The sequence below is a fragment of the Aliivibrio kagoshimensis genome, assembly GCF_050337105.1.
Taxonomy (GTDB): domain Bacteria; phylum Pseudomonadota; class Gammaproteobacteria; order Enterobacterales; family Vibrionaceae; genus Aliivibrio_A; species Aliivibrio_A kagoshimensis.
In genome coordinates, this window is record NZ_JAKJSQ010000018.1 from 22992 (window position 1) to 44909 (window position 21918).

Sequence of the window (21918 nt, forward strand, 5' to 3'; positions counted from 1 at the left end):
TATACCCTTTTAGCTATTCACTAGGCCGAAAATCATTTTATGCGTAAGAGAGAATACTTGCTCAAAGTAGTCAGGGTCGAAGCTGTTGTATTGTCTCATCGCATGTACTACCTCTGGTGTCATTCGCAGCGATGCAGAGCCACAAGTGGACAAAGCAAGCAATACGGGCGCATTCATCACGTTATTACGGTAAAGATCTTTAGTGGTGAAGCAAACCTCTGCCAATTGTGGTTTAACTGCCTTAATTGAACTCTTAAATATGTGGTCCGAAAATTCGCATGGCCACTGAGATTCGTTGTATTTGTTATTCAATGAATTTCGTAGCTCAAACAATTGCTGAATATAAGCGGCAGGATTAAGCGAAGGCTTCTCTCGATTTGGATCGATTTTGTGCATTAATAGATTCTTGAGGCTCTGAAAACCAGGATACCTAGTCACTAATTCGTCTAATTTCGATTCAATTTGACCGCAGATGATGTCCGAAAAATCGTTGCCGTAAACCTCGATACGCGAAGCATAGAACGCACTCACTACCGCGATCGCATCTCGAGCTTTAATGGAGTGCCATAAGAAAGGGAACTGTTGACTAAACTGCCAAATACGCTCGGCTTCTTTCTTATTTGCGCTTAACAGCATCGCGAGTACAAACTCAGGTTTAGTGATTGCACCTCGCCATAGATCAAATGTGGTTAGTGGGACACTGTCAAAGGCCAGCAAGGCTTTAATGTATGTCCATTCAGGTGCACCAAACTCTATCGCCAACTGACCACAAACCACTGAAAACTGCTCTAGACGATCTTTACGAGCCCCGATAGATGCCGCTTCTTCCAGTCGATTACTCGGCGACGATAACAGCTCAAGGTCTTTACTCCACATCAAAGGCCTTACATCCTGTTCGGCTTCATCAGCATAAATAAGCCAAGCACCAGGCGAAGCGTCATCTTCAGGAAAATACCAATGTCCGTCATTCTTGATTAAAGTAATCGGTGCATAAGTTGGGTTATCCAAAGGCACCATCGAAAGTATGCCCATGAAGCTATCGTTCTCGATTTCAATCGTACCTTGTGCTCTGTTTGGAATAAGCGCATTGCTGTATGCATTAATACTGAAATTGAAAATGGTATGTGCATTGTCCAACACCGATACCTTAACGGCTGCATCTAATGAAGATGATAGAGCCAGCAGGGACTCAATATCCCCTTTGAACGTTGCTAAGGAAAATCCGCTAGATAAAACGTCACCTTTAGGCAAAGTTCGCTTCACGTAAGCCGACTTAGAAAAAGTGCCGTAAATATCTCTAGCGAAAAGCTTGAATTCCACCTCTAGCGAATCACTGACGCCATAGCCGAATAATTCATAACGATTAAGCGTATCGACTAAAATCGCTTCAGCATTACGAACCGCTTCTCCCCCAGAGCTAATCAGACAAATACCTTTAGCAGGGAATGGCAATGTTATCGACAACGACTTCGCTTGATCTTGCCACCATATCGCAACGTTAACTTGTGCTGGTGGGTGAGTTTGATGACTGAGCATATCCAAAGTACGTTTGGCTTCATTCGGATCTTTCTGAGTATGAGACAGAACCGAGCTCGGCAGAACATCGAGTTGTTCTTCCCCCTTTAACGCAATGGATGGCAGGGGTTTATTAGAATAAAAGCCGATTTGACCAATTTGTACCGTGTGGCTCGGTTGCAATACAATAGAGAAATCGTCTGGTAACAAACCTACGGTAAAACGCTTAACAGGTTTATTATTCTCAAACAAAGCGATATCGACCTTACCAAAAGGAACAGTGTTCATTGACTGCCATTGTTCAAACATTGTATTGCGCCAACGAAGCTGAGTATTTGGGATTTCTGATTGCTGACCACTTTCATCAATGACGACTAAGCTAGGAACCCCGATAAAACAATTACTTGGGTTAGTTTGATAAGGAATTGCCTGACCAACTAAATTGAACTCAAGAGTTTTCACACCTTCTCGCTCAAGTGACACACAATATGCGTCAAAATAAAATTCCATCTCTATTTGAGTATTAACATCATAAAGAACACGTCCATTGATGTGACCTACCGCAGCAAGTGTGGGATGTGACAAGTGCGCTGGCACTGAAACTAAAGCGTTCGCTTCTGCACATTCGACACTTCCAGCACCTTTAAGTAGCCACTCATCATTATGTTGAGTGAATACCCAAGGTTCATTGGCATCAACTCCCGCGCCACCAAGCACTGGAGCATACCATTCATTACCAACGTCATCCGTTGCTTTCAATTGTACGTCGCAGTCGAACCACTCTGTTGGAAGAGACTTAGTATAAACATCTAGTAAATAATGCTCAGAGTCAGCCCCGCGCTTAAATGCCTTTGCCAACAAAAGGCTCTTGCTACCAACCGCAAACAGGTTTATGCGGTCTGGCAAATTCACGCTACTAAACAGTTGCTGTAAGAACTTGGCATTAAGGCGGGATTTGAGTGTGATATCAATTTGGTTCTGCCACTGATAATCGACATCCGTTGCGGGCATATCCATCATCGACGCATAATGCGAATAAGATTTACGAAGAGAACGAAGAATTTTAATAGAGTTTGGTAAACGACGTTGAACTTCAACAGCAAGACCAAGCGCATTACCCAATAAAGTTCGTGCGGCTTCAGGCTCCATGTTCAATGGTAAACCCTGCGACCAATTCGCATCGACCGCATTCAAGTAATGAAGCGGGTCACTTTGCTCGTCTAGCCCGTGCCTATCGACCAGATAATAAATGGATTCAGCAACTTGGGCGACAATACTATAAACCGTCTCATCACGATATGATGCAGCAATATAGTGCGCGTGTGCTTTAGCAACAGATACAGCGCTTAACCGTGAGTTAGCAAATTGCCCATAATCTTGAATCACTTGTTCGAAGTAATGGGCAAGCCTGCTATTTGGATCTTGGATAAGCATTTGTGGCAAACCACCTTCAACCGCCACAGTGCCAAGTAACATGCGTCCCTTAGTATTACTTAATACCTTTCGTCCCCAAAAGCTTAAACCCTTAACAACAATCTCACTTCTTTGAGTCGGTGAAATTGCGTTGGCCTGTAAGCCGAGAGACTCCAATACAGGTTCCCAAGCCCAAACGCCGCCTTGAAAAGACGTGCGCCACCACTCCGCCGCATACAATACAAAACACCCTGCCCATTCCCTTGTTGGCCTATTCGAATAGGTGTGAATACCATTACTTTCGACGCTAGCAACTAATGACTGCTTGAGTAACTCAAACTCCAATGCCGTCACTTTGTAACTATAAACAGGTTGAGCATTTGGTTTGGTTAACTCTCTCGCATTAAGAATTGAAGAGAGGACATTTCTGTATGTTTGCATGATGAACCCTGACGTAGTGGCGCCTTTAAATGCGCTCGATTCGTACCTATTTTTATAATTGGTAATTTACGATATTTAATGAATAAATGATGAACGTAAGCTTACGAAACGACTATGGCGTTCAAGAGTCCTTCAGGCCAAACCAAACGACTATCACCCTCTAAATCCAAAATAAACGGCACAACCCACAGCCTCAAGGATTGGCTAAAATCAAAGCTATATTCTATCGGTTTATCAAAACCACTATGTGCGGGATAGATCAATAAAAGGTCACCCGTACCATTTAAATATTTATGCCCATATGCAAACATTTGATAAAGGTCGGATTGAGAAAGTCCATAATTATGTTCTTCTAGATCGAGCACTTTCCATTTGGTATCTAAAACCCGTTTTTTGCGTTCTGGTTCTTTTACACTAGCTGGCAATGTTAACAATAGATCCGGCTTAAGCTGAAACTGACTTCTCTCGTTATGAGTGACAAGGTATTTCGATGACGCTTGCGTGGTGAGTTCTTCGCCATCAGCTAACTGATTCCTCAGCACTGACGCGACATAACTTTCAAAGACCGCTTCCATTGGGAACAGTAACGATTGAGCATTCGCTTGCCCTTTCATACTGAGTGGTGACAAACCTTCTAAAATCAGTTTTGCCCAAGCCAATGGTGATTGATAGTAATCCATACCTCTATCAAGTTTTACACAGGCGAAATCTTGCTTAGGGACTTTACTTGGTGGAATACCATCAAAAGCGAAATCCAACTCACGATGTAAGCGCTGGTTTTGGTGACGCAGTGTGTAACCTGCAATTTTTTTAAGCGCTGCACGAATAAGCCTATTCGATGGTCTGTCTTGCAAAAACTCATCATATTCAACATAGAATTTGTGTCTGTTCACTGAGTTATAACGCAACTGCTTAGATACCAATAGCTTCCCTTTTTGAAAAGCCAAATTGTCTTGTTGGCTTACATAGTCACTGCGTAAACCGCGCTTAACCAGTTGATTGACGCTTTGCAAAAACTGCTCAATAAACACTTCTAGCAGCGGCATTTTCAGTGTTTCGACACTGGCGTTGTGGGTAGATATATGACGAAAATCACCAAGATGTCGAAGCATCATCAGCAACATTTTTCGAGCATCTGAAATGGCTTGTTTCTTATCTGCGTTCGCTTTTCCAACTTTTGGCAGCACTTCAATATGTTGACCATGAGGAGTAAAGATCACCCCTACATAGTTTTTCACTTGTAACACCTTAAACCCATATCGTGTTCGCAACTGCAGTAGCTGGCTTATCTCAGGCTCTTGCTCACTTAAGCAACATGATTCTAAATAACCAAAAGCCTCAGTCGAGATGAAGGTAAAACCGTTCTCTTCCGATGCGACTTTATCACTGCACAAATAGCCAAACTCAAATACAACGGGATGCGAAGACATCATTACTCGCCTTGATCGTCGCTAGAGCTATAAATACCTTGATACGCCAAGTTACTCTGCCAAACGTCATCCGTTTTATCTTTCAAAATGTACCGTTTTTGCGTTTCACCATATTGATTTAAGCCGTGATTTTGGCCAAATAAGGCATTTAGCTTGGTTTGGTCTAGCGATTTTTCAGTAACAAACTGCAACTCATTGTCTTTTTGATTATCAGCCAACACCAGACGGATCTTGTCCCAATCTTCAAAGAAGTACTCTTCCAATAGAGGAATGATTTTGTTTTGGAAGACCGAGACTAATGCAGTGAAAGCACCTTCATGATCATCTCCATCCACTAGCGCTTTTACTGACATAAAGAAAGCATGGCCTAAAGTGTGTTCACGGTCGTAGAGGATTTCGATGCGTTGGTTAAGCGTGCTAAGCAGTTGTTCTAAGTCAACGCCATTAACCACGCAGCCGCGTAGCAACTCGGTTTTTGGCATCATTTCAACAAAATCAAAGCGACGACGAAGGGCAGTATCCATCATTGCCAGCGAACGGTCTGCGGTGTTCATGGTGCCGATGATATCGACATTACTTGGAACGGAGAATTCCTCGCCACTGTACGCCAACTTAATCGACATAGCATGTTCGCAACCAGACCTTTTATCCACTTCAATAAGTGAGATAAGCTCACCGAAGATTTTAGAGATATTACCTCGGTTTATTTCATCGATGAACATGGCATATTGATGACTAGGATCGTTTTTAGCTCTTTGACACAGTTTCAAGAAAGAACCTGGTTCGATTGGGTAACTTAGATTGCCCTGCTCGTCTGATTTTGCTCGTAAGCCTTCAATGAACTCTTCATAACCATAAGATTGGTGAAAGGTTGTCATTGAATAACGCTTTACTGAATGAGCTGACTTCGGGCCTTTTACGATCTCAGTATGCAATTCAATCAAATCATCAATCAATTCTCTGTTTTCATCAACAATATACCAATATGACGATGGTGATTTGTCGAATATTGCAGGCTCAGATCTATCTTTGTAATTTACCGTTTTAGAACCAGTGACGGTGAACTTTTGCAAGTAGCTCCACGCCGTTGCTCTGAGTGTTTTTTGGTTCCTGTTATTGAGCCTTGCTTTAGCTTGAAAAAAGTCATGTTCTACAATTTGGACTACTTTAGCCTCACCATTAATATCAAGTAAGCAAAGGGCTATCACTTGCATCCAATTAAGTGCATCTAGCTTTTCTGCTAGCCACTGCTCACGGCTCTGCACCTCTTCAATACTGGTATAATTATGCTGTAGTTTTTGAAGAAGATAGGTTTTCCCCGTTCCAGGAGGCCCATAAAGAATTTGGTTAACAGGGGTAGCAATATCTGAGTTCATCGATTGGTTCGCTTCATAATCCGCTTCGTTTTCTTTAACTTGACCACCCTCTACATCACCGGGATTCTTACTCGTCACTTTCCATTCGTATAAGCTCCATAGCAGGATATTGCGAGTCTGATCATCTATATCCGCTTGGATGAATGGCTTAGTTAGCTCAAGCAAACTTGTATTGTCAGATAGCCACGAACCGCTGCGCTTGGTTTCCAGTTGATACTGTTTCTTAAGGCACTTAAAAACATCATTTAGATAAGATTCTGCAATGATGCTGGTGTATTGTTTTGGCGCCGCTGCTGCAAAAACGCGGTGAATAACTCCCCACAGAACACGTTCAAAATTGCCGACTAACTTCCAATCATTCACCACTTTTTTGTAGGTCTCTTCTGTGGGATTAGCGAGTATTTCCCTTGTCAGTCCTAATAAAAATTCAGGATTAGAGTCAAGCTCTCTTTGGTACATAAACCCTTGGCCGACATCCGCAATACCATTGCTTGGTTTATGCCACAGTTTTTTCACATCCTGTTCAGTGATCTCTTTTCCATCTTGGATCTGTTTCGCTAATGCACAAGTTTCTATGTAACCTTTGTACCAGTCTTGAGGGTCAAACTCATTAGCTAAATACCAACTCAAAAATTGCGCCACAGAGTGCTTTGTACTGCCGTCACTCCATAACTGAGACAATACTTGTTGGTACTCTGGCTTGATTTCGATGCCTGATGTTTGTGTGCTCCACTTTTGTTCTGGCATTGCTCCATGTAGCAACATCATTGGTAAAAGGCCTTGTGCACAATTAGAACGCAGAGCTTCCAACTTAAAATCGATGTAGCGCTTCTGTTTAGATTCGTCTGACCAATGCTCTGCTAGATAGCTCTCTTTAGTTACCGTACCTTTGGCAACGATGCCTCTTGGCTCAACACCGACTCTAATTAAATAAACGGTATCACCCATTTTCGGCTGCTGGCTATGACATGACCACCGCACTTGCTCACCGATGGCGTAATTCAAGACTCCCGATTCAGAGCCTTCTCCACCCGTTGAGAAATGCTTAGGGTTCCACGTTAAAAGATACACTGACATTATTTTTGACCTTATAAAAATGCACGCTCGAGAGCGTGCATTGTTGGTTTATTATGCGTTGGCTTTTGCCGCTTTCTTTCTAGCCGCCTCGGCTTTTTTGGCTGCCTTGGCTAAGGCTTCAGCCTCGATACGAGCCTGTGCAATGCGCTCTAGCAGTTTATCGGCCGGCTCATCGGTTGGATCTTGCGCCACCAATTCACCACGGAAGGCTTTGGCCAAAATACTTTGGGTTAGGTTATCTACCCTCGCCTGCGCATTTTTCACTTGGGCTTCGATAGTGTCGGCGAAAGTAAAATATTGGTCAACTAGGCGAACGATTTCTTTTTGTTCATCTTTGTTACATCTTGGCAAATCGATATCCAATAATGTTTTTTGTCCAATATTACGCATCGACATCTGGTTACCAGTTGAACGAGATTCAATCTGTTTACGTCCTTCTTTTGAACGTAGGAAGATACTCACCCATGGCTTATCATGTTCTTCCATTACAAGACGCAAAACTTTATCGCTTAACATTAGGTTTTTGGTAACTTGATGAACAATCACAGGATTACCAAGTAACTCTATTGTATTTGCTCTAGATATTAGAAAATCACCAACCTTTATTCTACGATTCTCGATAAATAAGTCATGATCTGGCAGGGTTTTACTTTGTTCCTCATCGTAAGTCCCCCATGTTACCGCGCTAATTTTAATGATGCCGTGCTCGTCTCCTTCTGGTGGAGTTTCAATACACTTTAAATTCTTACCAGCTTCAATAGATTGAACAAAGTCTTTTAGCTTTACAGCATTCCAATTAGGAGGCGTTCCACCACGCCACTCTTCCGTCAACTTACCCGACACTGCGGAAGCGAGTACCGATTGGCGGAAGCGTTTTAGCAGGTCTGGGATGCCATCTAGGCGGGCTTTGATGCTGTCGACCTGTGCCAATACCTCATCGAGTTTTTCAACGATGCGTTTTTGTTCAGCATCTGGAGGCAGCAGAACGTCTTGAGCATACGCATCATCTCTATTTAACCCGGGTATTGCTGTCGAGCGATTTAATTTAGTGAGCGGAAGATGCTTTAATTGATAATACCAATATTTCATCGTTCCAGACGGAAAAGAGTCGACAAAGTAAGTTGTATCAATAGGAGAAAAGTCATCTTCACAAAAGTGGACTTCGCCAAAAGACCCTTTTCGTCCAACAATCAAACCACCTCCAGATACTAAAGCTTCCGAGTGTAAACCGACTACTCCATTAGAGCCATATACAGGGAAACCAATTCCACTACGTTGCTTAGCTGGCAGCGATTTCCCATATTTCAACTCTATAAGATCGCCTAACTTTAACTTCACCCAACCCTTAGGCAATTCATTCATTACTCTGCCTCCGGCTTTTCTTCTAAGCCAAACGCTTCTTCGAGTAATTGCTTTTGCCCTTCCGCTTCATCCACAGCGCCTAGCGCTTGCATCAGTTGGTAGATTTCAGACATCGCTTCGGTAAGCTCTGCCATCGCTTCACCCGCTAGCACTTCTGGCTCTGGTAGGTTCTCTGCACTTGTCGCAGCTAGGTCTTTTAACCAAGATATATCAAGGCTATCGCCTTTCTGATCGCGAATGTATTCACGGCTAAACTTGCGGAAACGTGCATTGTCGATGATGCGCTCTACACTATCCTCGCCCTCCGCGAAGATATTACCAAGCGTCTCGTATACCCCCTCTTCACGCAGTGATTGGCCATTCTTATCAGCACCAAACGCCTTAACGAAAGCATCGAAGTGTTTTGCAGTCAGTGGGCGACGTTTACCGAAGGTGTTCATGTTGGTACGCATATCGAATACCCACGTCTCTTTAGTGCAGTCTTTGTCTTGGCTTGGGTTATCGGTCGTGCCTTTTTGGAAGAGCAGCACGTTGGTTTTTACTCCTGCGGCGTAGAAGATACCAGTAGGCAAACGCAAGATAGTGTGCAGGTTACACTTGTCCATTAAGTCACGACGAATATCAGTACCCTTGCCGCCTTCAAATAACACGTTATCCGGGATAACCACCGCTGCACGGCCACCTGGCTCTAGGGCATCGTAAATATGCTGCATAAAACAGAGCTGTTTGTTGCCCGTTGGGTGAACAAAAGTACGGGTGATGTTACTGCTTGATGCGCTACCAAACGGAGGGTTAGTCAAAATCACATTGGCTTTTGGCAGACTCTCCCCAGCACTTCCTAAGGTGTTGCCTAGGCGAATCGCGCCTTGGTCTTCATCACCTTCAATGTCGTGCAGTAGGCAGTTCATTAGCGCTAGGCGGCGTGTTTCTGGTACCAACTCCAAGCCCACAAACGCTTTGGTCATTTGAAACTCTTGATCGGAATCGTCCAGATCATCTAAATCGTTGGTGTGCGCTTTGATGTACTTATCTGCTTCAATAAGGAAGCCTGCGGTTCCAGCTGCCGGATCTTGAATGATTTCACGTTGTTTAGGTTGCGTCACCTTGATGATGGTGCTGATCAGCGCACGCGGGGTAAAGTATTGCCCTGCACCCGACTTGGTTTCGTTGGCGTTCTTTTGTAGCAAACCTTCGTACATGTCTCCAAAATCATCACGGCTTTTTCCAGTGTCGCCATCAAACCACTCAAGCTTGTCCATGTTATCCACTAACTCAGTCAGTTGCGCGGGTTGAGTAATGGTGGTGTTGACGTTTTGGAAAATCGCACGAACAATGGCGTGCTCATCCGTGCCTAGTTGAACCAACATATTCCGATAGAACTGGTGCTGCTCTTGACCCAGCTTGCTTTTTAGGTTTTTCCAACGGAAGCCTTCTGGCAGCAGATCGTCTTCTTGGCCGGTCTCTTCACACATTTTAAGGAACAGCAAAGATGCCAGTTCATTCACGTAGTTTTGGTATGACACGCCACCATCACGTAGGTTGTCACACAGTTTCCACAGTTTGGCGACCAGATCATTATTGTTCATGTTTGTTCTCTTTGATTAAACTCGGGTTATTGTACGTAGTTAGGCAGGCTCGTCCCACATATATTCATTGAATTGGGTGAGTATGCTGTCTAATTCATCATTAAAGACTTTCATAAGCTTACGTTTTCCCCCTTTGCGCTTGTAGTTCCCAGTTTTAAAGCTGTCATCATCCAGCACGACCTTTTCTTTAATGGATGAGGCGATGCGATCAAGCCAGCCAAGTTGTTCAGATGTCCACTCTCTGCTTGTTTTGATTTTGTCTAAGGCGATATCAACACGCTGTTCAAATGGCAGCAAAGCATCCCCCATCGAGGCGCGGCGAATGTGTCCAATCAATTTGGCGGCGATGTCTTGGTTTTTGGCGACCTTCCATGCGCTTCTTAATGTGGCATCGTTGTAGTTTTGCCCATCAAACCACTCTTGCAATTCAATAAGCCCTTTACGGGTGAGATCGCGGGGGCGGTTTACAATGATATCAAGTGCCTCTTGTTGATTGCTGGTGCGATCAACAAGATCATCAAAGGCATCTAAGAAATCTTGTGCGTTATCGTGCTCACCATAGGCGGTTTCTACTCGCAGGACTTTGTCGTCGATGTCGGTGAATATGGGCATGTCACGCAGGTCGTTGATCTCTTGTTTTAGCTGCTCTAACCGCCCTACCATATTGGTGACACTGTTGAACACCTCGGCTGACCATTTCGGGCCTTTCTCTTTCAAGGTTTTCGCCAAGCTTGAGAAATCACAGCTTGCGGCATCTTTACAGATCTCATCTAAGCGTTTTATTTCGCTGTCGATCGGTTTGGATTTGTTGCGGTTAAATTGCGCGTGGCTGCTAATGCGTTGCAGCTTAGCCACCAGCTGCTCATGGCTGTGTTCGGCAAAACTTCGGCCATCGGCTTCTATGGTTTTGTAGGTTTCTGAATCGGTAATCTCATTGACCAGTGTTTGTAGCTCTACTGTTGGACGAACCACAACAGGGCGCATGGTGTCGACGCTTTGGAGTGTCGAGTACAAATCCACAGCATCAAAGATCTTAAACGAGGTTTTACCGACTTCTGGGCATAAGCGAGTCGCACGGCCTTTCATCTGCTCATACAAGATACGGCTACGCACTTTACGCATAAAGACAAGGTTACAGATGCTTGGTACATCAATACCCGTAGTGAGTAAATCCACGGTAACAACGATGTTGGGCAAACGCTCTTTTTTAAAGCGAGTGATCATTGATTGAACTTTAGTTGAGTCTTTATCCGAGTCGCCGGTGATCTTGATGATGGCGTCGTGCTCTAACTGCGGGTATTTGGCTTTAAACGCGGTACGTAACTCTTCTACCACCGCATCGGCGTGGGTGTTATTGACGCAGAACACTAAGGTTTTTTGCGGACTGGTTGGGTCAAGGTGATGATCTTTATTATTGGCCAACTCTTCACACACCACTTTGTTAAAATTTGAGGCGATGAGCGCGCGGTTAAAATCGGCCACTTCGAAATTTTGCTCATCTTCTAAGGTGTCATTAATTAACTCGCCTTGGTTTGATAGACGTTGGACTTCGCTACCTTTAGAGATATACACGTTCTCTTCAGCAAGCTGAGTAACAATTTTAATGGGTGGTTCTTGGTCAGTTAAGAAGCCATCAATAACCGCTTTTCGATAGCTGTAACGGTAGACGGGTGTTTTCTTTTCTCCACCGAAAATATCAATAGTATGCAGCGCAGGGGTTGCGGTTAGGGCGACTTTTATCGCATCGAAATGATCAATAATACGACGATAAGAAGAGATGAAATCCAGTTCGTTTCTGAATTTCTCTTCGCCTTCGGTTTGTTCTTTATCTAGGATGTAACCACGATGCGCCTCATCGACAATAATGCAGTCATAACGCCCTACTGGCATCACTTCATCACTTTGTAGAGTACGTTTAACCAGCGATTGCACGGTCGCAACATGAATTTTGGTGCTGTTTTCTGGGAAGCGGTCCGTTAAGCCTTTCACATTAAATATTGAATTGAAGGTATCGCCTTTGATGTCGGTGTCTTCAAACGCGTCTAGGGCTTGTTTACCGAGGGAAGTTCTATCCACCAAAAAGAGCACGCGGTTGAAGCGCTTTGATTGAATCAGGCGATACATAAGCGCAATGGCAGTACGTGTTTTACCCGTGCCCGTTGCCATGGCAAGTAGGATATCTTGCTGCCCAGAAACGATCGCTTTTTCAGTCGCGTGTATCGCTTCTTCTTGGTAGTAACGCAAACCAAGGCCGTTCATCTCTTGATTATCAGTAAACCAACGGTTTTGTAACGGTTTATCACTCTCTAGTTTTGCGACTAACTCTTCTGGTCTGTGCCACTCCGGCAGTGCTTTGGGCATGTTGGTTGGGTGGCGTACATCACGATGCCAGATACCACTTTTGGTTTTCACGGCTGATCGGTAATCGCGACCATTGGCTGAGTAACAAAACGGTATCTTAAAATTGACTGAGCCCGAAGTATCACTCCATGAAATTAAATATGACGGCAGTGCTTCTGCCACTTGTTCAAGCATTTCATCATCATTTGTTGCTTGTTCTAGTTCTTGGCGAAGAAAATCCACATCAAAGTATTTGCTGTAACGATACGCTTCTAACAATTTGGCTGAGACATCTTTGTTCTGTTTTTTCGCTTCAACCACCGCTATCGGTTTTAGCCCCACGAACAGAACATAATCCGCAAACCCTGTTTTACCTGTTTCATCGACCCCTGTAGGCCATTCTGCAATCGCGATATTACGACCCAATTGTGGGCGAGTACCATTAGAAAAATTTAGCAGTTTAGTTTCCGCATCCCAACCCGCTTTACGAAGTTGGATATCGATTAAGTAACGGCTTTCACTCTCACTGAGGTTAAGTGAACGAGAGGCCGCTTCTTTGGTGATCTGCTGTTTATAGGCTTTACGCTCTGTTTCTGTTTTCTTGGTGAGTTCTGCATTCTTTTCTTTTAGTTGAGCTTCGAGTGCAGTGATACGATCTTGGGTTTGTTCTGTTGTCTCTTCTTGTTTACTTTCAAGCACAGAGATATAGCCGTTTAATGCCGTTAGTTTCGCGTTTTGGCTGGCCACATCAGCTTTGGTTTTCGTTTCAGTTTGGCGCGCGAGTGCAAGTTCGCTTTTTAATGACAACAGCTCTTGCTCAAACTGTTCACTGTTCTCTGAACTTGGTAAAACAAACACGGGAACGGCAAAATCATATTTTTTTGTGACTAATCGATAGTACCAAACAGCAAGACGGAACGAGAAACGCAGGCACATTTCGGCATCTTGCAGATCATTATGGTACTCGTGTACCGCTTGATTGCCGATTTTTCTTAGCTTATGGAAAACGTTAAGAATGCTGTCGTCTACAAAAGGAATTTTACCCAGTTCGCGTAGTAAGTCGTTCTGATTTTCTGATTCATCGATAACGAGTAGTTTGGCTAGATGTTTTGCTGTTACTTCACCAAAAATGCGCAGTTTTACTAGCGTGGTATTGGGATCATCTGGATAGTTTTTTTCCGCTGCGCGAGCAATCGTGAACAGAAAATCGTTCACACCTTTTAGAAACTCAAAATTTGATTTAGCCATCAAGTTCTCCGCCTGAATACCCAGTCTGTCGTTTTGCCAACTTATTGGCTAATAATACATTTTTTCTGATTTAAGGTGATGATATATCGCTGATTATGCGCCTCAGAGAGTGACTGTATTTCAAGTTTATCTGAAGTTTGAGAAGGCAATGCGTTTTTAAGCTTACGATTTATGGTTGAGCAGATAGGTTGCAGGAACTCACGTTCCATCCCAGTTAGGCCGTTATAGTCACCTGCTTTGAAATCTTCAGGGTTCGTACTAAAAGTCTCAAAGACGCGAGGGTCTTTAGCAAACTCACAATAGGTATTTAAAAACTCTTTGCTGTAGGCTGCATCTGCATCGAAATCTCGGTCTACCAAAACGCCCGAATCCTCCTTTGATAACAGCCATAGGTAAAAAGCAAACTCTTTGGCCGTGAGTTTTATATCGATTCCTACCACTGATATTAATTTGGCTTTTTTCTGTATGGTTATAGTGAAGTCTTCATTATGGCTAGCGTTTAACATACCCACTGTTTGACTAAATGATGATGTAGACATAGAAGAGAGTAAACTTGGGTCAACAGAGCGCCTCATTCGTACAAATGGAATTTCTGCCAGTGTTATGGTTGCTTTGCTAACATCAACCTCTCCTTGCCCGTTTTTACCTGCCACCCATTTAGATTGTTTCGTTGGATACCAGAAGTCACGAACGAATTCGAACTCATCGTCTACAAATACATGGCTAAGCGTGTCTTGATCGCGACCAAACAGGGACATTGCATAACCAAAGTAAAACGCCATTGTTTTGCGCCCACCCGCTAGTGAGGCATGAATCGCAACATTGTCATCTTGAGTCAGTTCATACACTTTGTGAGTGATAAAATCTGCCATATAAGTTTGATCGTCAATGGATTTAGCATCATCAATGCTCTGACCTTTGTCATCCTCGATTAACCAAATATGACTCTCATCAAACTTAACCGCTGGCATATCATATTCATTCAACAGAGCCTGGAAATGACCATCACGGAACAAACCATTCACCAAAATAGTCTTGCTGCTTTTGGTGGTTATCACGTAGATTTCATCTGGAAATGAACGCCCACTTTTATGAATGGCAAACAGTGTCTCTGTTAACACCTGCGGGCTAGTGCCAGTTGTTGCTAGTAAGATGTTTTTCATAGGCTTCATCGTCTTATATAAAATGCCGAGCAGCATTACTCTTTTCAATTATTTAGATAATGGTTATCAATTAATATTGAACATATAGATAATCAAAAATCACTTTTATTCTAGAAGTTACCTTTTTTAATGCAGCTTTAGATGGCTCATCCGGTCTACCTTCTAGTACTTCTAATAAAATGAGTAAATTACCAACACTATGGTCATATAACTCTCTCCTACGATTTAATTTTTCTGTTGATAGCATTGTCAGAACATTTGCCGTCACTGTTGGTTTTATATGGTAATGATGCTTGACAATAATAGTGGACTGTTTCAATGCTTGACTTAAATAAGAAGAGGTCGCGTTAATCTCAATCCCATAGCGTTTCACTTCTTTAAGTGCTTGTTTATGTCCACTACTCGCAGCTTTAGCTAACCAACGCTCTCCATCTTTACGAGCACTTACACTCTTATCTTTCAACATATTAAGACCTAACTGGTGTATTGCCTCAATATTCCCAGCTTTAGATGCATCTTCTAGGTTAAAACGATAAGCTTCTTGATTATCAAATTGTTTAGCGATCTCCGCTTTTACCAAATACTCTACACTTTGATTAGTCTTAAACGGCTGTTCACCATACTTAGAGGTTTTGAGTTCATGCATCCAAAATCCTTTTAACCACTCTTCAAGCATTCTGCTTCGGTCAAGTAAGGCACCTGCCGTAGGCTTAGGTAGACCTGACGCTGCAGAGTACTGCCCATGTGTCTTACCCATTCCTCTAAAGTTTGTTGTCTGTTCATTTGGCAGGATTTTAAATTTCGTTCTTAACAACTTCTCACAGTAAAACTGCCATAAAAGTACATGATCATGAACCTCTACTTGCGCTAGCTCTCTTATCTCATTGATTGAGCTAAAGCTACCGCTAAACAGGCGCTCGGCATTCCATTTACTATTCTTGTAAAAACGAGTTTCACCGAGTTCTCCTCGAAGGACTTCGACAACGATTAACTTACCAAGAGAGAAGATGAACACTTCCACGTTTAATGGGTTTTCACTTTTAAATACACCAACCTGATCGGTTAAGTGACTGCCATTTTCTAGTAACAGTTCATGACTTTGTTGCGGTAGCAATACTCGGATTCGATCAAACTGTTTGCTGTAATTAGACCAAAACTCAGTTCGGCCTCGCATTTGCTTTTGCTGCTGTTCGGTAATATCCAGACTAGCTGAACAAACATCACTACAGAGCTTGTTAACCAAGGCACGAAGTTCGTAATAACTCGTTAGATCAAACAGTGTTTTTAGCTTAATTAATGCATTTTGACTGAGGTAATACCAAAGAGAATAATCACTATTTGGTAAGCAGTGCTCTTCTAGTAGTGACTTAAGAACACCTGATTGAAGCATCGTACTGTAACGTTCTAACAGTTGCTCACAAAACGCCACGCGCTGTTGAGCTGTTTTAAGAGATTGGAAACACGCTTCAAGCCATGTTTGATCATGGCTACTCAATGAAGTAGGTGCACATTCAATTAGGTATTTTGGAAGCTTATCGACGTACCTATTTGCATTAGGCATCATCAACTTTTTAACCCTATTCATCGGGGATTGTTGATTCAAATGACACTGCGTAGCGAGAAACTGCCAATCTGAACCTTTTACAGCTAAAATCCAATCTATTTTTTGCAGGCTTGCTTTATTTAACCCTGGTACATCTCTTACGATACTCATGCTACTCAGAAGAGGCTGTACCATTGTCGTCGGTTGCCCTTCAACAGCTAAACCCGCTTTAAAGAAGGCAATATTGCCCAATACATCGTTAGTGCAAATAGTTAACCAGATTGCGCGACTTGCATTCAGTACCTCATTCTCAGGTAACCCTTGCCAGTGGTAATCATTTTCAATGATATCTAACCACTCTAATACTGAAATCTCTCCCGCTCTACCTTGATCAACTAACGCGATCAATTGTGCCATTGTTCTTGGTGGAAATTGCGGTAACGGCATATCAGCCGTGGTCATTTCGTAATATTCATCGAATGATAATACTTCGACACTATTACTCATTGGCATTCGTGGCATATCAAATGTAAACCGATTACTCTGCACGTTTAACCTCTGAGAAATACCCTAGGAATTTGTCGTCCTTAAATTGGAATCGAAACTTCACTTTGCGATCAGTCGGATCTGGTGTTTCTTGGTTCGCTTCTATTGGGCCTCTACCTGAGATAGCAACTTTATTAAAGAACTCGGGTTTACTCTTAAAGCTCATACTACTGATGTAGGCAGAAACACTATTAGCTCGTTGAACGCTTAATTCCATATTTCTTGCAAACAGACCTTCAGAGCTTGAGTGCCCTTCTACGACGATGCGTGATACTTCTTCCGCTGTCGCTTCAGATTGAAATATTACCTTGGTGTAAACAGGAATAAACTCATCCAAAAAACGCTTGCCCGATCGCTTTAGACGATAATCGTTATGATCAAATAAAATCGAATCCATAATCGAGATATCACCCGTATTAGGGTCAGCATTTACCTCAATTCCAGCACTCTCTAGTGCATCGTTTATTCCTTTAATGATCACAATACGAGTGTTTTGGCTATCTTCGTGGACTTCAGAAATTTGAACCAGTGCGCTGATTAATAACAGCGCAAAGATCATTAACAGTACTGACATTAAGTCGCCAACAGAGAGCCAGACTCCGGATTCATCTGTTTCGTTGTTGGTTTGATTGCTACGCAATATAGACATTAAGCTTTCACCTCGTCAGCCTCAAATTCTCGACGCTGAACTTGAGCATTAATCAGGTAACCTGCTGCTTGTGATAGCTTGTTATGTATCTTACTTGCGGAGTCATCGAAATCTTTAAAGAACACTTCAAAGCTTTCGTTAGCACGTGAGAAGTAGCTATCCATCGCTTTTGGTAACTCGTTGGCCACATCACTGAAGGCTTTAGATGCATTGACGTATTCACGCTTAAGTTTTGCAATCTCTTCACTCATTGTGTTAGCCGCATCTTGAAGTGCTGCCATTTTCGATGCTTCATGCAGACCAACCGCTTTCGCAACACGTTCAACCGTTTCCGCTGATTTCTGTAAGTGTTCATGCTGAGCGGTTAAATCAGCCAGTAAGTTGTGACGAGTCTTATACTCTTCTTCAAAGACGGTACGGAAATTATCTACGACGCTATTGAGTCCATCACGCTGCTTACCTAAGTTGGACTCAAGTAGATCATTTTGTTCTTTGAAATAGGCAGATAAATTCTCTTGATACTGTGTGCGGAATGCTTCAAGTTCTGTTTGTACTGTTGTCGACATTGACTGAACTTTACTGTCAATATCACCAAGACCCGCTTGCAGCTCTTCTTTTGCAGAGGTCATGAGTGTCGACGCTTCTTGTCCAACTTTCTCTAAAACGTCTGTCTGTTGTGTAAATGCATCGCTTGACCCTTTTATTAATGAGTCGATACGTGTTTCTACACCATCAAATAACACTTTCTCTTTTTCTTGTCTTTCATCAAGAGCGCTGTCCATTGAGGCTTTAATTCCTTCAAAGGCATTTGCGGCTTTCGTTGCACTACTCTCAAAAGCATCTCTTTGTTCAGCTAGCCCTGTTGATGCGCCATCTAACATCGACTTTACTTCTGTCGCAATCGTTGTCATTGCACCTTGTGTATCATCTTTGAAGCTTGAAAGGATATCTTTCAACGAGCCAGCAAACTCTTGAAGTTTAACCATGGTTTCTTTTTGGAACTCATCAATGGTTGTCACGGTTTCTGCTGTCCGTGTAATAACCAGCTCGACATTTTTATTGAGCTCTTCTGAGACTTTATTACTTGCTGAAACTGCTTCTGATGTCTTCTCTAGCTCTGCGACAACGGGGGTAATGAGCTCACTCTTCATTTCTGAGATGATCTCTTGAAGTAACTCTTTTTGGTTCTGCTCTTTTATATCTTTAAGGGATGTGAGTTCATCACCTATCTGTGCTAGAACAGGTGTGAGCTCTTTTTCAATAGACTCCGTCACCGCGCCAGAAACCGCATCTGCAATATCTTTTGAATTAAAACCATCTGCAATAGATTCAAATTTCAGCATCATGTTGGACATGTTTTTACTCAATAACTCCATCGCCAATGCCGAGCGATGTTGTGCATCAATCACTTCATGTTGATTATCGTTAGATAGATTTTTTAGGTAATCAATGGCGCTCACTTCAACATAATTGTGAGCAAGATGTTGTGCGAACTCTTCTTGATTCGAATTCAACATATGAGAAGAAAACTTCATCCAGATCATAAATACAGCTGAACACAATAAGCCAACTAACGAAGTATAAAACGCGGTGTTCATACCTTCTAGTAATTGCATTGCCGTAGCTAATAGCTCTTTAGAGCTCCCACCCATCGAGAAACCGCTTAACCCTAAGGTAATACCAATAAACGTTCCGGTAATACCAATACTCGTTAGGATCGCTGGAATTAATTTATATTTACTCTGGTCGGCTTGTGGAAGCATCATATTTAGAGATGATCTGGACACTAAAAGGTCACCTTTCATCTCTACGGAAATTGCTTCGCTATCTTTTTCGTTGACGAGTAAGTGAGCCATTATCCAATCTTGCTGGGACGGCGATAACTCACTCATTTTAAATCGCCCTTGCTTATGCTTTCCTGATGCTTGTGAAAGGCCTTTGAGGTAATACTTGTTGTTCCTTTGATCTGCAATACTTTTATAAAGGGAAAAAACAAAAATGAACAAAATCGCAAAGACAATCATTTCTGTACTAATGAACTCTATTGAGGATGTAATAACTGATAATATTTGGGACATAATTTTCTCAACGGGCTAGTAGTTGGGTAATTTCTTCAGGGGTAAAGATTTGTTCAGCAATGAATCCAGGTAGGTGCTCGGCATCACGGCGGACAGTTCCATTTACTACGATCGGACTGGATAACCTAACGCTGTACATCAAACCTTCATGATCATCGTTATCACTGGCAATTTTAAGATATGTTTCTCTTGGAAAGTCTCTTAACAAGCTGGCTTGTAATGATGACTTAGTCCATCGAAATGATTTGGTTGCACAAAACGATTGTCCAAACTCTTCACGTGACAACTTCCATGCATGATTTATAGTGATTATTCGCTCTATTAAATTATCTATTCTCATACTCATCACCACCCTCGCCTTAAGTGATTTGCATTGGTTTTGTAGCCTTCTAGAAAATCACTAACACTGATAATCTCCCAACCACACTCCTTTGCTTCACCAACATCTACATTTGCTATCGCCACACCAAATTTATTGCCAGGCCAAGCAAGTTCGACTTTTGCTACAAGATCATCAAATTCATCTTGAATATAGTAGGCGACTTCAGGAAGTACGTAATTCTGTTGCCGGCACGCATGCAGTACTCCATGAACACCAGGGTCTGAATAATCAAAGAGTTCTTGCCAGCCACCTAGATCTTCTAGTAAGCCTTGCTCTTGGCGCAATTTATTAATCAATTGCCTTTCTGAGTGGCTAACTGCCATGTGTGAGTGCATCGGTTGCTTGCTATGACAATCTATACATAACGCTATTAAGTTGCTGGCTTTATTATTCGATTTCACACCACTGATATGATGAACATGCAACAAGCCTCTATTAGTACGCAGGTTTACATTACACTGCTCACATTCGAAGTCTTTTTCGACTCGATAGTGAGATGAAACTTTAGCCCAATTTTCTGTGTACCCAGTTTCGGCTGTTTCTGCTTTTCTTGAAGGCATATACGGGAAGAAAGAGCTATAAGTTGCAAAAAACTGAGCCATATCGAATTGTTGAACGATTGAGCTGATCGGAGTTCCAGTATTGCAACCTTTATAATTCAGCTGTCTCAAGCAGTTTTGGCAAACTTTAAGTCTTGCCTTAGTTTCACCATAACCATAACCAGAAGCAACAACAAACTCGCCCGAGGTATCATTGGTCACAACATAACGTTCAAAGCGTCCATTTGCTCTCATACTCTGCAAAGTTTTACAGTTAGCAACATGAAAACGAGCACTAGAGCCATTTGCTTTAATATAAAGCGATACATTTCGGCCTTTGTAACTAAGTAACCCAGCTTCTATATCGACATCTTTTAATTCAACGTCTTTACCACTGGCCAGTTCTAGATCGAGTTTTTCAATACTGGTCTCTTGATATGCAAGATTAAATTGCCCTCTATCTTCTGGCTCCATCATATTCACAGCGACTTCTAGGCTTTTAAAGGAAACACTCAATTTCATGATGCACCTAGAATTTTACGGATCTGCTCTTCTGCATTGGTGATTATTCGAAATGAAACACGTCGAGAGCGTTGCTCATCTTCGCTCCCAGCATTGTTAAAAATCAATTTGGATGAGGAGTAACCTACTGCTGCTACGTTGCTTTTAACCCAATCATAATATTGATTTTTCACTGGTTTTAGTGCCATCGTATAATTTAATACGGCCCTAGTACGAGATTGAGATAGCCGCATATTATTAAAGTATGCCTCATTATCACTGGAGTCATGGTTCCAACGACTTGAGGTATGTCCTTCAATTTTTATCTCTTGAATAATTGGTTTAAAATTATCAAGAGTACCAAGATAACGAGGAAAAAAGTCATCCAAAATTGTTTGGAATTGACTCGTAAGGTTTGCACGGCCATTTGCGAATAATACTTCTGGGGCAGTAAAGTTGACACTTAATGTTTCTCGGTCAATTTCAGCCCCCCACTTATCTAAATCTTTCGAAAACTCCTCCAGTAATGCGTTATAGATAGCCTGTTGAGTTTGCTGATACGTTTCTGCAACTTCTTTAATCTTATCGCGCTCTTGCATCGCATCGCGCATCAGAGCTACCGAGATAAAAAGAAAGACCATCATTAAACCAGCCATTAAATCGGATACTGAGAGCCAATGCTCTCCACCATCATTGTTTGCGCTGCTCTTACCTATTACTCTTTCCATC

Annotated in this window: 13 protein-coding genes; all 13 read right to left on the minus strand. The window is 42.4% G+C overall.

The window, feature by feature from the left end:
- Window positions 1-9: 9 nt before the first annotated feature.
- On the minus strand, window positions 10-3369 hold the full coding sequence (locus L4C32_RS08315; protein ID WP_428196408.1) for an STY4851/ECs_5259 family protein: 3360 nt from the start codon (window positions 3367-3369) through the stop codon (window positions 10-12).
- 101 nt (window positions 3370-3470) lie between these two features.
- The gene (locus L4C32_RS08320; RefSeq protein WP_428196435.1) at window positions 3471-4799 is read right to left on the minus strand and encodes an McrC family protein; all 1329 of its coding nucleotides are present in this window, start codon (window positions 4797-4799) and stop codon (window positions 3471-3473) included.
- A 2-nt stretch (window positions 4800-4801) separates the two neighbouring features.
- The gene (locus tag L4C32_RS08325) at window positions 4802-7252 is read right to left on the minus strand and encodes an McrB family protein (RefSeq protein WP_428196409.1); all 2451 of its coding nucleotides are present in this window, start codon (window positions 7250-7252) and stop codon (window positions 4802-4804) included.
- Window positions 7253-7303: 51 nt separating this feature from the next.
- Window positions 7304-8605, minus strand: coding sequence for a restriction endonuclease subunit S (locus tag L4C32_RS08330; protein WP_428196410.1), 1302 nt, complete (start codon window positions 8603-8605; stop codon window positions 7304-7306).
- Window positions 8606-8613: 8 nt separating this feature from the next.
- Entirely contained in the window at window positions 8614-10200 is a 1587-nt protein-coding gene (locus L4C32_RS08335) for an N-6 DNA methylase (RefSeq protein ID WP_428196411.1), read from the minus strand.
- Window positions 10201-10239: 39 nt separating this feature from the next.
- On the minus strand, window positions 10240-13788 hold the full coding sequence (gene hsdR / locus L4C32_RS08340; protein WP_428196412.1) for a type I restriction-modification system endonuclease: 3549 nt from the start codon (window positions 13786-13788) through the stop codon (window positions 10240-10242).
- 41 nt (window positions 13789-13829) lie between these two features.
- The gene (csm6, locus tag L4C32_RS08345; protein ID WP_428196413.1) at window positions 13830-14951 is read right to left on the minus strand and encodes a CRISPR-associated ring nuclease Csm6; all 1122 of its coding nucleotides are present in this window, start codon (window positions 14949-14951) and stop codon (window positions 13830-13832) included.
- A 70-nt stretch (window positions 14952-15021) separates the two neighbouring features.
- The gene (locus L4C32_RS08350; protein WP_428196414.1) at window positions 15022-17001 is read right to left on the minus strand and encodes an EH signature domain-containing protein; all 1980 of its coding nucleotides are present in this window, start codon (window positions 16999-17001) and stop codon (window positions 15022-15024) included.
- Window positions 17002-17032: 31 nt separating this feature from the next.
- A complete protein-coding gene (locus L4C32_RS08355) occupies window positions 17033-17689 on the minus strand; it encodes an OmpA family protein (protein WP_428196415.1) in 657 nt (218 codons plus the stop codon).
- Window positions 17689-19581: a hypothetical protein gene (locus L4C32_RS08360; protein WP_428196416.1), complete on the minus strand. Its 1893-nt coding sequence runs from the start codon at window positions 19579-19581 to the stop codon at window positions 17689-17691. The genes L4C32_RS08355 and L4C32_RS08360 overlap by 1 nt, the downstream gene beginning before the upstream one ends.
- Before the next feature lie 193 nt (window positions 19582-19774).
- Complete coding sequence (locus L4C32_RS08365; protein WP_428196417.1) at window positions 19775-20107, minus strand: hypothetical protein; 333 nt, start codon at window positions 20105-20107, stop codon at window positions 19775-19777.
- A 5-nt stretch (window positions 20108-20112) separates the two neighbouring features.
- Complete coding sequence (locus L4C32_RS08370; RefSeq protein WP_428196418.1) at window positions 20113-21210, minus strand: HNH endonuclease; 1098 nt, start codon at window positions 21208-21210, stop codon at window positions 20113-20115.
- A complete protein-coding gene (locus L4C32_RS08375; protein ID WP_428196419.1) occupies window positions 21207-21917 on the minus strand; it encodes an OmpA family protein in 711 nt (236 codons plus the stop codon). The genes L4C32_RS08370 and L4C32_RS08375 overlap by 4 nt, the downstream gene beginning before the upstream one ends.
- Window position 21918: the final 1 nt, after the last annotated feature.

Bases quoted from the DNA above. Each gene is read 5' to 3' on its own strand.
- L4C32_RS08315 (WP_428196408.1), bottom strand. From the start codon at position 3,369: ATGCAAACATACAGAAATGTCCTCTCTTCAATTCTTAATGCGAGAGAG.
- L4C32_RS08320 (WP_428196435.1), bottom strand. From the start codon at position 4,799: ATGTCTTCGCATCCCGTTGTATTTGAGTTTGGCTATTTGTGCAGTGAT.
- L4C32_RS08325 (WP_428196409.1), bottom strand. From the start codon at position 7,252: ATGTCAGTGTATCTTTTAACGTGGAACCCTAAGCATTTCTCAACGGGT.
- L4C32_RS08335 (WP_428196411.1), bottom strand. From the start codon at position 10,200: ATGAACAATAATGATCTGGTCGCCAAACTGTGGAAACTGTGTGACAAC.
- hsdR (WP_428196412.1), bottom strand. From the start codon at position 13,788: ATGGCTAAATCAAATTTTGAGTTTCTAAAAGGTGTGAACGATTTTCTG.
- csm6 (WP_428196413.1), bottom strand. From the start codon at position 14,951: ATGAAAAACATCTTACTAGCAACAACTGGCACTAGCCCGCAGGTGTTA.
- L4C32_RS08350 (WP_428196414.1), bottom strand. From the start codon at position 17,001: ATGAGTAATAGTGTCGAAGTATTATCATTCGATGAATATTACGAAATG.
- L4C32_RS08355 (WP_428196415.1), bottom strand. From the start codon at position 17,689: ATGTCTATATTGCGTAGCAATCAAACCAACAACGAAACAGATGAATCC.
- L4C32_RS08360 (WP_428196416.1), bottom strand. From the start codon at position 19,581: ATGAGTGAGTTATCGCCGTCCCAGCAAGATTGGATAATGGCTCACTTA.
- L4C32_RS08365 (WP_428196417.1), bottom strand. From the start codon at position 20,107: ATGAGAATAGATAATTTAATAGAGCGAATAATCACTATAAATCATGCA.
- L4C32_RS08370 (WP_428196418.1), bottom strand. From the start codon at position 21,210: ATGAAATTGAGTGTTTCCTTTAAAAGCCTAGAAGTCGCTGTGAATATG.
- L4C32_RS08375 (WP_428196419.1), bottom strand. From the start codon at position 21,917: ATGGAAAGAGTAATAGGTAAGAGCAGCGCAAACAATGATGGTGGAGAG.